Below are 14,344 nucleotides of genomic sequence, written 5' to 3' on the forward strand. Positions count from 1 at the left end.
TCTCCTGCGCCGGGAACGGGCCGCCGGCGCTCAATTCGATGGTGGGGTACCACGGCCAGCGGCCCCCGGGATCAGTGTGACAACGATGGGTTGTCGGGTCATGCGGCCCTTGGCATTGGTGCGATCTTGCACCTCCCCGGCGAGTTGACCACAAGCCGCGTCAATGTCATCGCCACGGGTTTTGCGCACGGTGGTGATCAGGCCCGCGTCGGCCAGGATGCGGGCAAAGGCCTGCACTCGGGCATTGTCAGAACGGTGCAGCCCTGACGCGGGGAAGGGGTTGAATGGGATCAAGTTGAATTTGCACGAAATGCGACCCCGCACCAAATCGATCAGCTGATGCGCGTGCTCGTCAGTGTCGTTGACGCCGTCGAGCATGCAGTATTCGAAGGTGATGAAATCGCGCGGTGCGGCGGTCAAGTAGTCTGAGCAGGCCGACAGCAGCTCGTCAATCGGGTATTTGCGGTTGATGGGCACCAGCTCATCGCGCAGCAAATCATTGGGGGCGTGCAAGGACACCGCCAGGGCCACCGGGCAATCGTTCTTGAGCCGCTCGATCATGGGCACCACGCCCGACGTGGACACCGTGACACGGCGACGCGACAGACCATAGCCATGGTCGTCCAGCATCATGCGCAAGGCCGGCATCACGGCTGAATAATTTTGCAAGGGCTCGCCCATGCCCATCATGACCACATTGCTGATCACGCGCTCGGTCTGGCCCAGTCGCTTGCGCAATGAATGCTCTGCATACCAGAGTTGGGCGATGATTTCACCGGTGGTCAGGTTGCGGCTGAAACCTTGATGGCCCGTTGAGCAAAATCGACATCCCACGGCGCAACCGGCCTGAGACGAGATGCACAAGGTGGCTCGATCGGCTTCGGGGATGTAGACGCTTTCGACGGCATTGCCGCCACCGACATCGAACAACCACTTGATGGTGCCATCGGCGGAAACGTGCTCGCTGATGATGGGCAGCGGCTTGAGGGTGGCGATACCCTGCAGCTTGCCTCGCAGCGATTTGGCCAGGTCCGACATCTGGTCGAAGTCGGAGGCGCCTTTTTGATGAATCCAGCGAAACAGCTGGGTGGCGCGAAAGCGCTTCTCACCCAGCTGTTCACAGAACGCGGCCAAGCCATCCAGGTCGAAATCAAGCAGGTTGGCTGCGCTCATTTGCAATCGACTTAGCGGCTGTAAACGTTCAGGCCGGGGAAGAAGAAAGCGATTTCTTGAGCAGCGGTTTCAGCGGCGTCAGAGCCGTGAACGGCGTTGGCATCGATGCTGTCAGCGAAATCGGCGCGGATGGTGCCCTTCTCGGCCTTCTTGGGGTCGGTGGCGCCCATCAGGTCGCGGTTCTTGCCGATGGCGCCTTCGCCTTCGAGCACTTGAATGAACACGGGGCCAGAGACCATGAAGTCAACCAGGTCCTTGAAGAAGCCGCGCTCTTTGTGCACACCGTAGAAGGTTTCGGCTTCCAGACGCGACAGTTGCACCAGCTTGGCAGCGGCGATTTTCAGGCCAGCGCCTTCGAAACGGGCCACGATTTGACCGATCACGTTTTTGGCAACGGCGTCAGGCTTGATGATGGACAGAGTGCGTTCGATGGTCATTATTAAGTTCTCCTAAGTCTAGATTTGACAAAACCCAGCATTGTATCGCCGGGATATGACGGGCAGCGTCAAGATGAGGCTTACCCGATGAAGGACAGGCTGCTCAGCGACGGCCGCGACCGCCGCCACCGCCGCCATGATTGCCACCGCCACCGCCGCCACCTTGGCCGCCGCCGCCACGCCCCGAGCGACCGCCTATCTTGTTGAAGTAGGCATCTGCGCCGATGTAGCCGACCGATGTTTGCAGAGGATCAGGCTGACGCGGGCCGCCCTTGGGATCGCCGCCGCGGTCAGCGTTGTGGTCGGGACGACCAAATCCCTGGGTGATGCGCTTGGAGCCCGTGGCGAAACGCTTGTCGAAGGTTTGCTCCAACGGATTGGGGATGGGGCCAATGTGGTCGAAATCGTCGTTGTGCTCGCCCTGAGGCCCTTGCTGGGCCTGCATACCACCACCTTGTGGACGATCCATGGGCGGGCGTCCAGGACGATTCTGGTTCTGATTGTTGCGGCCCTGGTTGCCACCTTGATTGCCGCCGCCTTGCGGACCATACCCGCCCTGCCCCTGCTGAGGACCACGGCCATTGCCTTGCTGGCCATTGCCTTGCTGCTGGCCACGGCCTGGGCCGAGCCCGCCTTGCTTGCCCCTGAAGTTGTCTTGGCCCTGAGGGGCTGGCTGCTGGCCAACACCTTGGGGCTTGCCATTTCGGCCGCCCTCCTGACGCGCACCCTTGTGGAAATCGTCCGGGCGGTCAAACCCGGCCAGCGACTTCACGGCGCGAACGTCGGACTCGCCCAATTCAACCCAAACACCGCGCTTGAGGCCACGTGGCAGCACGATGGCGCCATAACGCACGCGGATCAGGCGGCTGACCGCCAGGCCCACGGTTTCAAACAATTTGCGCACTTCGCGGTTGCGGCCTTCGGTGATGACCACGCGGTACCAATGGTTCACGCCTTCGCCGCCACCGTTTTCGATCGACTTGAACGAAGCCATCTGGCCTTCGATGCTGACACCTTCCAGCAGCTTGTTCTTGGACGATTCTGGCAGCGTGCCCAGCACGCGCACCGCGTATTCGCGCTCCACGCCAAAACGGGGGTGCATCAACTGATTGGCCAACTCGCCTGAGGTGGTGAACAGCAGCAGGCCCTCGGTGTTCAGGTCCAGGCGGCCCACCGACATCCACTTGCCATTTTGCAAGCGCGGCAGGCGGCGGAACACGGTCGGACGGCCTTGCGGATCGTCATGCGTGACCACCTCACCCACAGGTTTGTGATAGGCCAGGATGCGCGCAGGCTGAGGCGCGATGCGGATGCGGATGGGCTTGCCGCCGATCTTGACCTGATCGCCATAGGACACGCGTTGACCGATGTGGGCGGCGTGCCCATTGACCGTGATGCGGCCATCTTCGATCATCTGCTCGATGTCGCGGCGCGAACCCACGCCCGATTGGGCCAAGACCTTTTGCAGCTTGGGCGCATCGGGCTCAGGGCGCAAAACGCGCTTTTGCGGATCAGCTTCGGCAGCCACGACCTCTTCTTCGGTGGCTTCGTCGCGCACCGTGTCGAAATCGCCCGACAACAATTCGGCAAACACTTCATTGGCCTGCTCGGCCGCGATCGCTGCTCGACGCGAGGGCAATTGCTCCGGATCGCGGGCTTCATCACCCTCGCTTTCGAGGAGTTCACCACTGGCTTCGGCGCCCTGCTCACCAGACTGCTCGGGTGCCTGGCGCGCAGGACGATCACCTCGCGGCCCACGGGGTCCACGATCTCGCCGGCCACGCTCACCACGCTCCTCAAAGCGAGGCTCGGCACCAGCCGCCGCGACTTGCTCGCCCTCTTGCGAAGCTTGAGCCGATTCAGGCACAGGCTCGCTCAAGTCAGGGCCCAACTGCAGGAAACCGTCTCCGGCAGGCTCCCTGACCGCAGGCGAATCGTCGTTGACAAAATCGACTTGCGCCGAAGGTGCTGACTCGGCATCGGGCGCAGGCTTCTTGCGCGGGGCGCGTTTGGGTTTGGTCTCGACAATCTCTGCAACCACGGCCTCAACCACGGGTGGCGGCAGGTCCTCGGGCACAGCAGCCACCGCGACCGCCTTGCGACGGCGCGGCGCAGGCTTGGCAACCTCCTCGACCACAGCTTCAGCCTCCGGCTCGACCTGGTTTTCGGCGGCCTTGGTGCGGCGAGCCCGCTTGGGCTTGGGCGCATCTTCTGGCGCATTGAGCGCGGACGGGTCCAGCTCAGGTGAGGATTCGTTGGGGTCTTGCATAGGCGCGTTGTCTGAAGTCATGGAGCGAAAGAGGGTTCGGCGGGATCGGCTTGTTCAGCCGCATCGGCATCGGGGGTAGAAGGATGTTCGGACTCGAGCAATTCGGCTTGCGCCTCCAACAGCGTGCCCTGCCCTTGTTCGTCGTGATCTTGTTGTGCGGCGCTGGCGGCGGCCTGGGCTGCGGCTTGCGGGTCATTGTCCAGGCCGGGCAACATGCCCTGGGCGCCAAGCATGCCGTCCAAAGCGGGCAGCTGGTCCAGCGCCTTCAGGCCCATGTCATCGAGGAAATGGCGGGTGGTGGCATACAGGCCTGGTCGCCCAGGGGCATCACGGTGGCCGATCACCTCGATCCAGCCACGGTCTTCAAGCTGCTTGACCATCTGGGTGCTGACGGTCACGCCACGGATGTCTTCAATGTCGCCCCGGGTGACGGGTTGCTTGTAGGCAATGATGGCCAAGGTTTCCATCGTGGCGCGGGAGTACTTGGGCGGCTTTTCAGGGTTGAGCCTGTCGAGGTACTCCTGCACATCGGCGGTGGTTTGAAAGCGCCAGCCCGAAGCTGACTCTCGCAACTCAACACCCCGACCATCCCACTGCTGAGAAATGTCGGCCAGCAAAGCACGGACCCCGTCGGCCGAGAAGGTGTCTTCGAAGAGGGCGCGCATTTCGCGCACCGTCATGGGCTGATGTGCGCATAAAAGCGCCGCTTCTAGTACGCGTTGAGCGTCCTGAGGATTGAGGACTTCCATCTCTTCAATCGGTAAACACACGCCACCCGTTCAAGGTGGAGGTTCAAACGCCGCGCGCCCTGGCTGTCGGGCTGCGTGGCACGGACCCAAGTGGCATCGACCGGCAAATTAATGCACACGCCTTATGACCGAGTTTGACCGCCTGGTTGGGCTGTTTGACGACTTGGATTTGATCTTCGCCCCAGTGAGGGGCATCCGCTTGTGGGCAAAGTCGTCAGATCAAACGCTCTTTGCCGGATGGTTGGCACGCCTTGGCGAAACCACCAAATTTAAAAAGCATTATGCACCAGTTAAAGGTTTTTGGTTGGCCATTTGCAGACGCCCCCAAGCCTGGGCCAGATCGTCGGGCAAAGGTGATTCGAATTGAAGGGCTTTTCCGGTGATGGGGTGGTCAAAAGCCAGTCGGTAGGCGTGCAGGGCTTGCCGGGTGAGGCCCAATGCGGGGGAGCCTCCGTAGACCGCATCGGCCACCAAGGGGTGCTTGCGGCTGGCCATGTGGACACGGATCTGGTGGGTGCGCCCGGTGTGCAAGGTGCACTCCACGGCACTGAAAGCCCGGCGAATCGGCCCGTTCGGATGGTCCTCGTCCAGCACGACGCGCCCCAGGCAGCGCACATCGGTGCGCGCAGACTTGCCAGAAGCCAGCACCGCCATTTTGACGCGCGACGCCGGGTCTCGCCCAATGGACGCCTCTACCGCGAAAGCGTCGGCCACGGTGCCATGAACCAGCGCCACGTATTGGCGCTTGACCACGCGATCGGCAATGGCCCTGGACAAGGCCGTGACCGCCTCCAAGGTCTTGCCCACCACCATCAGGCCGCTGGTGTCCTTGTCCAGTCGGTGAACAATGCCTGCCCTTGGCAGGTTGACCGCGCCAGCATGGTGGGCCAGCAACCCGTTCATCAGGGTGCCATTCCAGTGGGCGGCCGCAGGGTGAACGACCATGCCAGCCGCCTTGTTGATCACCAGCAAGTGCTCGTCCTCGAACACGATGGGCAGCACCATGGGTTCGGCCACAAAAGCCTGGCTCTGCGCGGTGGGCCGCAACTCGACCCACACCTGCTGGCCACTGCTGACCTTGCGCGAGGGTGAATCGGCCAATTTGCCATCAACGCGCACGCAGCCCGCGTCGATCAGGCCCTTGAGGTGGCTGCGCGAGAACTCGCCGGCCAGGCTGACCAACCAAGCGTCCAGACGCTGCCCATGCTGCGCAACCGAGACCACCCCCTCCCGGGTCAGCAAAGGCAAAGGCTGACTGACGGGCGCCGTGGATTGCGCCCCCCAATCTTCGTCAAAAGCGTCAATGTCCAAAAGCAGCGGAGGTGAAACGGGAGATCGGGGCATAAAGCTTTGCAGACGGGTGAATGAAAGGGGTGGTGCCATGCTTCTATACTGATGGGTAATGCGCACCCTCGTGCGAAACTCTACGCGGCTCCAACCTCCGCCTTATACACACGTGAAACTGCTGAAAAACACCTTGCGGGGCCGGTCATCTGGCATGAAAACCGGCCTGGTCGGTAGCTTGGCCGCCGCCCTGATGGTGCTCAGCCTCAGTGGCTGCGGATCAACGCCCGAAGACGAGTTTGGTGGCATGGCACCCGACAAATTGTACGCAGACGCGAAAGAAGAGGCGGCTGACGGCAATTACGAGAACGCGATCAAGCGCCTGGAAAAGGTGGAAGCACGCGCCTCGGGGACGATGCTGGCCCAGCAAGCGCAACTGGACTTGGCCTACGCCTACTACAAAACGGGCGAAAAGGCTCAGGCCCTGGCCAAGCTGGAACGCTTCATCAGGCTGCACCCCACCAGTCCCGCCGTGGACTACGCCATGTACCTTCAAGGTCTGGTGAACTTCAATGACGACCTGGGCTTGTTTGGCCGCGTGGCGCGTCAGGATCTGGCCGAGCGTGACCAGCAAGCGGCACGTGATGCCTACGAGTCTTTCAAGCAACTGTCCACGCGCTTCCCGACGTCCAGGTACGCCGCCGACGCCAAACTGCGCATGAACTACATCGTCAATTCGCTGGCCTCCGGCGAAGTGCATGTGGCGCGCTACTACTTGCGCCGTGGCGCCTACCTGGCCGCCGCCAATCGGGCGCAACAGGCGCTGACCGACTACCGCAGCTCACCCGCCATCGAAGAGGCGCTGTTCATCATGGTGCGCGCCTACGATCAGCTGGGCCTGATCCCGCTGCGGGACGATGCCGAGCGCGTGCTCAAACAAAGCTTCCCAGACAGCCCTTATTTGGTCGGCGGAGTCAAGGCCGCCGACAAGCCTTGGTGGCAACTCTGGTGATGGCGGGGGCTGCTGAGCGGCTTTGACCACAAGGGGCCGCTCAATTGGCGGCGCTGCCGCCTGGGGCGAACCCGGTCAGGCGGCCTTGATCATGCACGGCAGGGCCTTCACCGGGCACATCCACCGGCTCTTCCACTGGCGTGGTCTCTGACGAAGACTCGCCCTCGACCGCGGCCAAGTGGAGGTGGTGAACAAAGCGGCGCCCGCGATCGTAGGGGAACACATCGTGCACATAGCCGGCCTTGATGCGCTCCTTGTGCTGCTGCCAGAAGTCGGCCTCCAGCAAATCAGCGTGGTGCTTCATGAAGATGGCACGCACCCGCGGATCGCCCAGCAAGAAGGGGCCAAAGGTTTCCGGGAAGACGTCGTGCGGGCCCACTGAGTACCAGACCTCGCCGGACATCTCTTCTTCTTCGTTGCGCGGCTCGGGCACCTTGCGGAAGATGCAGTCGGTGATGTACTCGATCTCGTCGTAGTCGTAGAACACGACCTTGCCGTTGCGCGTGACACCGAAGTTCTTCCAGAGCATGTCGCCGGGAAAGATGTTAGCCGCCACCAAGTCCTTGAGCGCGTTGCCATACTCTATGACCGCGTGCTCCAGTTGCTCGCCATCGGCCTCCTGGAGGTAGATGTTGAGCGGCACCATGCGCCGCTCGATGTAGAGGTGCTTGAGGATGAGCACATCGCCCTCCTCTTCCATCACACTGGGCGAGAAATGCTTGAGTTCGGCGATCAACTCGTCGTCGAATCGATCGCGTGGGAAAGCCACGTTGGTGAATTCGAGCGAGTCAGCCATGCGCCCCACGCGGTCGTGCTGCTTGACCAGCACGTACTTGGACATGATCAGGTCACGCGTGGTCTCTTTCTGCGGCGGGAAGAAGTCCTTGATGACCTTGAAGACGAAGGGGTACGAAGGCAGGTCGAACACCAGCATGACCATGCCCTTGATGCCCGGCGCGATGCGGAACTTGTCGCTTGAATGGCGCAGGTGGAAAAGGAAGTCGCGGTAGAACAGGTTCTTGCCGTGCTTCTGCAAGCCCAGCGCGCTGTAGATCTCGGCGCGAGGCTTGCGCGGCATCAAGGTGCGCAGGAACTGCACGTAGGCCGAAGGCACTTCCATGTCGACCATGAAGTAAGCGCGCGCAAAGCTGAATAAGGCCAGCAGATCGTCTTCGCCAAACAGGGCCGCATCGATGTACAGGCGCTTCTTGGAGTTGTGCAGGATGGGGATGGCGAACGGCAGGCTGCGAAAGCCATTGATCACCTTGCCCACGATGTAGGCGCCCTTGTTGCGGAAGAACAGCGACGACAAGACCTGAATCTGGAAATTGGTGCGCAGGCGCACATTGCCCACCTGCTCTTTCAGGGCTTCGAACACGAAGCCGACGTCGCGGTTCAGATCTTCAAAGGGTTCGCCCAGCTCGTAGCTCTGGATCACCGTCTTGAGCATGGAGCGCAGGTTTTCACGCGTGGGGTAGTAGGCGCGGAAGGTGGGCTTGGCCTTGGGGTCTTCATCCTCGATGTATTCGGTGGACACGGCTGGCCGCACGAAGATGAAATCGTTGCGGAAATAGCGCCGGTGCAGCATCCGGATCGTGACCGAATTGAAAAAAGTCTCGGCCAGTTCGGGCTGGCGGTGGTTGGTCAGCAGGCCGATGTAGAACAGCTTGATCTGGTGCCAGACCTCCATGGGCAGTTCGCTGGCCAGGTAGTCGTTTTCCAGCCGGGCCACCGCCTCGTTCACGCGCAGATCGTAGAACTCGATGCGAACGCGTTGTGCCAACTGCTGGCCATGCCAATCAGCCTGCTCGAAACGCACCTTGGCGTCAGCACTGGTTTCGCGAAAGATCTTGTAGTGGCGGTCAAACCCATCGAGCATGGCCTTGGCAATTTCAAAGGCGCGTGAATCGGTCAGTTGCGTTGGGAGCATGGATCGGCCTGAAATTAAACCGCTGAGCCAGCGGCAGGTTGTGGGGTGTGACGTTTTTTCAGCTCGGACAGGGCTTCGGCATAGGCCGCACCGAGGGCTTCGGGGTGTTCCACGGTCATGCGCATGTCCTTGATGTGACCATCATGCAAGCCGTAGACCCACCCGTGCACAACGACCGCTTGGCCACGCGCCCAGGCGTCTTGCACCACGGTGGTCTGGCACACGTTCAAGCTTTGTTCCAGCACGTTGAGCTCGCACAGAGCATCAAGCCTGGCCGGGCCGTCCGGGAGTTGGTAGAGCCAGTCGCGGTGCAGGTTGCGCACGTCCTGCACATGGCGCAGCCAGTTGTCGGCAATGCCGATGCGCAGGTTGTTCATGGCCGCCTTGACGCCGCTGCAACCGTAATGCCCCACCACGATGATGTGCTTGACCTTGAGCGAATCGATCGCGAATTGCATCACCGACAGGCAGTTCAGGTCGGAGTGCACCACGACGTTCGCCACATTTCGGTGCACGAACAATTCACCGGGCAGCAAGCCCACGATTTCATTGGCCGGAACGCGGCTGTCGCTGCAGCCGATCCACAGGTACTGGGGCGACTGCTGCTGCTGCAAGCGAGTGAAGAAGCCGGGCGTGCGGTTTTCAATGTCCCGAGCCCAGGCTCGGTTTTTGTCGAACAGGGATTCAAGTGTCATGGATGAGAGTGTAGTCAGGCTTGATGGGTCACAATTGCCGGATGCAAGAGACTTCATTGGCGACGATCGACTACCCCCTGGGCGACACCCTGCCTGCCACCGGTCAGGCCTTGACCGTGGCGCCTGGGGTGCGCTGGGTTCGCATGGCCTTGCCGTTCGCACTGGACCACATCAATCTGTGGATCCTGCGCGATGAGCTGGATGGCCAACAGGGCTGGACGATCATTGACTGCGGCATCGCCAACCAGGACACCCAGGACGCCTGGGAACAGGTGTTTGCCACGCAGCTGGAAGGCTTGCCCGTGCTCAGGGTCATCGTGACCCACATGCACCCCGACCATGTCGGCAACGCCCATTGGTTGACCGAGCGCTGGAGCACACCCGAGGTGCCCTGCCGCCTTTGGATGAGCGCCACTGATTTTCACGCCGCCCAACTGGCCTGCCAACACACCGCCCATGGCGGCGAGCGCGCCGCTTCGTTTTTTGCCAGCCATGGGCTGACCGACCCGGAGTCGGTGGCCAAGATCAGGGCGCGCACGAACTATTTCGGCTCGATGGTGCCGCAGATGCCCGAGGCCTTTCGCCGCCTGCTCGATGGCCTGGCAGTGCGGATCGGCCCTGACACGTGGACCTGTCACGTGGGGCACGGGCATGCCCCGGAGCACATCGCCCTGCATTGCCCGGCACTGGGCGTGCTGATCTCTGGCGACATGGTGCTGCCCCGGATTTCAACCAATGTCAGCGTCTATGACACCGAACCTGAGGCTGATTCACTGACCTTGTTTTTACAGTCACTGGACCGCATGCGGACACTGCCGGCCAACACCTTGGTGCTGCCATCGCATGGCAAACCATTCACCGGCCTGCATGCGCGCATCGATCAATTGCACGAACATCACCGGGACCGCCTGGACGAAGTCATGGCCGCCTGCCAGCAACAGGCCACCACCGCCGCCGACCTGCTGCCAGTGTTGTTCAAGCGCAAGCTCGATCTGCACCAGACCACCTTTGCCATGGGCGAGGCCGTGGCTCACCTTCATGCCTTGTGGCACCAGGGCAAGCTCACGCGGACCCTGGGCGCCGATGGCATCCACCGGTTCAGCTGTTGACCAGACCGTTCAAGACACCATTTTTCAGGCCCAGTCGGGGATGACGGCGTGCCGCAGTTGCTCGCGGGCTTTTTCGTAGTCGGGCATGACAGCCATGACCACCTCCCAAAAGCGAGGGCTGTGGTTCATCTCGCGCAAGTGGGCCAACTCATGCACCACAACGTAGTCGATGACATGGTCGGCAAAATGCATCAGGCGCCAATGCAGGCGGATGGACCCATCCACACTGGCGCTGCCCCAACGCGTGCGCGCCGACGACAAGCTGATTCGGCTGACACTCACACCCATCAGCGGGGCAAAGTGTTTCACCCGCGCATCGAAGCGCAATTTGGCCTGCTTTTTCAGCCAGGCCTGGAAGGCCTCGCCGATCAGGTCAGATGCCGCGTCATGGCTCAGGCCCAGCCTCAAGGCTCGGCTCACCTCACTTAGGCTGGCACCCTTGAGGCCTGGGTCCAGCACCAGGGTCAGCGGTTCGCCAAGGTAAGGCAAAACCGCGCCATGCTGCCACTCGATGCGCGACGCTTTTTGCTTCAAGGCACGCTCGCGCTGCTCGACCAGCTTGTTGCAGATCCAGCGCGATTTGGCGTGCAGGGCAGTTTCGATGTCGCCCGAGGATACCCACCGGGGAGCGCGCACACTCAGGCCTTCGGAGCTGACCACCATGCCAATGCTGCGGCGGCGCACTCGCTGAAATTCATAGGCCACGATGACATCGCCCAGTCGCACTTCATGCTCGGCTTGGGGATGGCGGAATACGGGGATGTCGGGCTGCGTTTGCGCGGGCAAGGCAGGCGACTGGGCCAGGGCCGCGGAATGCGGCTCCTTGCCAGTGGCGCCATCCACCCAGGGCAGACCCATCTGTTCACCCGATGACACTGGTGTCACTGTCTCAGGCGTTCGGTCACTCATCACTCAAACTTGTCTTTCATGTCAGCTCACCCATGTGCGTTGCCACGGGGCTGTCTTCGCCATGTGCACGCCGATCTCGCAAGATCAGGAAGTCGGCAAAGGACGACAGATCGGGATGGATCGTCAGATCGGAAACTCGCTGGCGCAAGTCGATCAATTCGGTTTCGGTCATGGTCGCGGCCTGCCCGGTTCGAACCAGGTGCGGCTCGCAACCCACGGACTGCGCCGCCAAGACGTCGCGCGGCAGGTCGCCCACCATTGGCACACCCGCCAGGGACACGCCAAAACGCTGCCCGATCAAGTTGAACAGGCCAGGCAAAGGCTTGCGGCAAGTGCATTGATCCTCGGGGGTGTGCGGGCAGAAGAAAACGGCTTCGACCCGACCACCATGCCGGGCCAGCTGCTGGTTCATCCGTGCATGCATGGCATTGAGGGCGGCCATGTCAAACAAGCCACGCCCGATGCCGGATTGATTGGTGGCCACCACCACGTGCCAGCCAGCGTGGTTGAGCCGGGCAATCGCTTCCAGGGCGCCGGGCAGAGGCACCCATTCGTCCGCCGACTTGATGTAGTCGTCCCGCTCATGATTGATGGTTCCGTCGCGATCGAGGATGACGAGTTTCATGCCCACTCCGAAAGGGGTCATGCGGCCAACCTGGACAGGTCGGCCACGCGGTTCATGGCCTGGTGCAAGGATGCCAGTAGACCAAGGCGATTGGTGCGCAATGCAGCATCTTCTGCGTTGACCATGACGCCGTCAAAGAAAGCATCGACCGGCGCCTTCAGGACCGCCAAGGCTTGCAGGGAGGCCGTGTAGTCGCCTTGCTCGAAGGCCGTGACCGCTTTGGCAGCCGCCGTGCAGAGGGATTCGTACAAAGCCACTTCGGCAGGCTCTTTCAGCAAGGCGGCATCGACCTTGGCCTCAACCGTGCCTTCGACCTTTTTCAGGATGTTGCCCACGCGCTTGTTGGCGGCAGCCAATGAGGCGGCCTCAGGCAAGGCGGCAAAGGCGCGCACGGCAGCCAGACGCTGGCCAATGTCGGCCAGGCGCTGCGGACGCAAGGCCAGCACCGCATCCACTTCCTGGGCGCTGTAGCCCTGCTCGCGCAGGCTGCCCGCGAGACGGTCGTAGATGAAATCGGTCAAAGCCGAAGTGGCATCGGTGATCTTGTCGCCGAAGGACGCGGCAGCCTGGCGCAAGGTGGGCTCCAACGCCAGCGGCAGATCGCGCTCGATCAACATGCGGATCACGCCCAGGGCATGGCGACGCAATGCAAACGGGTCCTTGTCGCCGGTGGGCAACTGGCCGATGCCGAACAGACCCACCAGAGTCTCCAGCTTGTCGGCCAGGGCCACCACCACGCCGACCAGATCGCGGGGCAACTCATCGCCCGCGAAACGCGGTTTGTAGTGGTCTTCAATGGCTTGCGCCACCTGGTCGCCCAGGCCATCGTGGCGAGCGTAGTAGCCACCCATGATGCCTTGCAGCTCTGGGAACTCACCCACCATGTCGGTCAACAGATCGACTTTGGCCAGGCGCGCCGCTGTATCGACCTTGGCTGCCAGCGATGCCTGGCCCAATGTTTCCACCAGGCCTTTGGCGATGGCGCGCACACGCTCGACGCGCTCGCCTTGCGTGCCCAACTTGCCGTGGTAAACCACCTTGGACAGGCCCACAACGCGGGACTCCAGGGTCTTCTTGCGGTCCTGGTCAAAGAAGAACTTGGCATCGGCCAGACGTGGGCGCACCACGCGCTCATTGCCGCCCACCACCGCACTGGCGTCGTCAGGGCTGATGTTGCTGACGATCAGGAACTGATTGGTCAACTTGCCTGAGGCATCGAGCAATGGAAAGTACTTCTGGTTGGCCTTCATCGTGAGGATCAGGCACTCTTGCGGCACTTCCAGGAAGGCTTCTTCGAAGCGTCCGGTCAACACATTGGGGCGCTCGACCAGGGCCGTCACCTCGTCCAGCAGCGCGTCGTCGTCGATGGGATGCAAGTTGGTACCGGCCTTGCTGGCAGCCGCCTTGAGCTGACGCGAGATCTCATCGCGGCGCGCTTCGAAGCTGGCAATGACGGTGCCTTCTTGCGCCAATTGGGCCGCATAGGTGTCGGCGTTTTGCAGCACCACCGGATTGACCTTGGCCTCGAAACGATGGCCTTGCGTGTTCCGGCCAGACACCAGACCCAGCGCACTCACGGGCACGATTTGATCGCCATGCAAGGCCACCAGGCCATGCGCCGGACGCACGAAGTTGACGCTGGTCCAGCCAGGCTGGAAATCAGCGCCCGGGCCTTGCTCCAACTGGTAGTTCATCACCTTGGGAATGGGTAGCTTGGACAAGGTTTCGTCCAGCGCTTTTTGCAAACCTTCGCTCAGGTTGGCGCCGGCCTTGATGCTGTCGAAGAACAGCGCCTCAGCCTTGCCATCAGGCAAACGCTTCAAGCTGCTCACCACCTCGGGGCCAGCGCCCAGGGCGGCCAGCTTCTTCAGCAATGCCGGCGTGGCCTGACCTTCGGCATTCAAACCCACACTCGCGGGCATCAGCTTTTGCTGCACGGCTAGGTCGGCTGCCTTGGCCAAGACCGCCGTCACATGCACGGCCAGACGACGCGGAGACGCAAACGCCGTCGCCACCGAATCAGCACCCGCCAGCCCTTGGGCCTTCAAGCTGTCGGCCAACACGTGGGCAAAGGACTCGCCCAGCTTCTTGAGCACCTTCGGCGGCAACTCTTCAACGAACAACTCAACGAGCAAATTGGAAGCGCTCATGC

At 61.9% G+C, this 14,344-nt stretch carries 12 protein-coding genes; 2 read left to right on the plus strand and 10 right to left on the minus strand.

What is annotated here, in order from left to right; all coding sequences use genetic code 11:
- Positions 1–30: 30 nt before the first annotated feature.
- The 5 genes from rlmN to H7225_RS10390 all read right to left on the minus strand — a co-directional run bounded on the left by rlmN (position 31) and on the right by H7225_RS10390 (position 5,939).
- Positions 31–1,173 carry a 23S rRNA (adenine(2503)-C(2))-methyltransferase RlmN gene (rlmN, locus tag H7225_RS10370; protein WP_290661510.1) on the minus strand — a complete coding sequence of 381 codons (1,143 nt, stop codon included), beginning with the start codon at positions 1,171–1,173 and terminating at the stop codon, positions 31–33.
- Between the two features lie 11 nt (positions 1,174–1,184).
- Complete coding sequence (ndk, locus tag H7225_RS10375) at positions 1,185–1,610, minus strand: nucleoside-diphosphate kinase (protein ID WP_290661512.1); 426 nt, start codon at positions 1,608–1,610, stop codon at positions 1,185–1,187.
- A 103-nt stretch (positions 1,611–1,713) separates the two neighbouring features.
- Positions 1,714–3,879 carry a 23S rRNA pseudouridine(2605) synthase RluB gene (gene rluB, locus H7225_RS10380; RefSeq protein WP_290661514.1) on the minus strand — a complete coding sequence of 722 codons (2,166 nt, stop codon included), beginning with the start codon at positions 3,877–3,879 and terminating at the stop codon, positions 1,714–1,716.
- Between the two features lie 17 nt (positions 3,880–3,896).
- Complete coding sequence (scpB, locus tag H7225_RS10385; protein WP_290661580.1) at positions 3,897–4,628, minus strand: SMC-Scp complex subunit ScpB; 732 nt, start codon at positions 4,626–4,628, stop codon at positions 3,897–3,899.
- Between the two features lie 279 nt (positions 4,629–4,907).
- Positions 4,908–5,939 carry an RluA family pseudouridine synthase gene (locus H7225_RS10390; RefSeq protein ID WP_290661516.1) on the minus strand — a complete coding sequence of 344 codons (1,032 nt, stop codon included), beginning with the start codon at positions 5,937–5,939 and terminating at the stop codon, positions 4,908–4,910.
- Positions 5,940–6,126: 187 nt separating this feature from the next.
- On the opposite strand from H7225_RS10390, the gene H7225_RS10395 reads away from it, so the two are divergent.
- Positions 6,127–6,924, plus strand: a complete 798-nt coding sequence (locus H7225_RS10395; RefSeq protein ID WP_290661518.1) for an outer membrane protein assembly factor BamD — start codon at positions 6,127–6,129, stop codon at positions 6,922–6,924.
- Between the two features lie 40 nt (positions 6,925–6,964).
- Here the strand turns inward: H7225_RS10395 and aceK are convergent, their stop codons facing one another.
- On the minus strand, positions 6,965–8,854 hold the full coding sequence (gene aceK / locus H7225_RS10400; protein WP_290661520.1) for a bifunctional isocitrate dehydrogenase kinase/phosphatase: 1,890 nt from the start codon (positions 8,852–8,854) through the stop codon (positions 6,965–6,967).
- Positions 8,855–8,868: 14 nt separating this feature from the next.
- Positions 8,869–9,549: a carbonate dehydratase gene (gene can / locus H7225_RS10405; RefSeq protein WP_290661522.1), complete on the minus strand. Its 681-nt coding sequence runs from the start codon at positions 9,547–9,549 to the stop codon at positions 8,869–8,871.
- Positions 9,550–9,590: 41 nt separating this feature from the next.
- Here can and H7225_RS10410 point away from each other — a divergent pair, with 41 nt between their 5' ends.
- Entirely contained in the window at positions 9,591–10,658 is a 1,068-nt protein-coding gene (locus H7225_RS10410; protein ID WP_290661524.1) for an MBL fold metallo-hydrolase, read from the plus strand.
- Positions 10,659–10,682: 24 nt separating this feature from the next.
- On the opposite strand, the gene H7225_RS10415 is transcribed toward H7225_RS10410, so the two are convergent.
- Genes H7225_RS10415 through glyS form a run of 3 tightly spaced genes read right to left on the minus strand, consistent with a single transcriptional unit; the run spans position 10,683 to position 14,342 of the window.
- Positions 10,683–11,567: a SprT family zinc-dependent metalloprotease gene (locus H7225_RS10415; protein WP_290661526.1), complete on the minus strand. Its 885-nt coding sequence runs from the start codon at positions 11,565–11,567 to the stop codon at positions 10,683–10,685.
- Between the two features lie 16 nt (positions 11,568–11,583).
- Positions 11,584–12,213, minus strand: coding sequence for a D-glycero-beta-D-manno-heptose 1,7-bisphosphate 7-phosphatase (gene gmhB / locus H7225_RS10420; RefSeq protein ID WP_290661528.1), 630 nt, complete (start codon positions 12,211–12,213; stop codon positions 11,584–11,586).
- The gene (gene glyS, locus H7225_RS10425; protein ID WP_290661530.1) at positions 12,210–14,342 is read right to left on the minus strand and encodes a glycine--tRNA ligase subunit beta; all 2,133 of its coding nucleotides are present in this window, start codon (positions 14,340–14,342) and stop codon (positions 12,210–12,212) included. Before glyS ends, gmhB begins: the two co-directional genes overlap by 4 nt.
- Positions 14,343–14,344 lie beyond the last annotated feature (2 nt).

Source organism: Aquabacterium sp. (genome assembly GCF_014378415.1).
Classification (GTDB): domain Bacteria; phylum Pseudomonadota; class Gammaproteobacteria; order Burkholderiales; family Burkholderiaceae_C; genus Aquabacterium.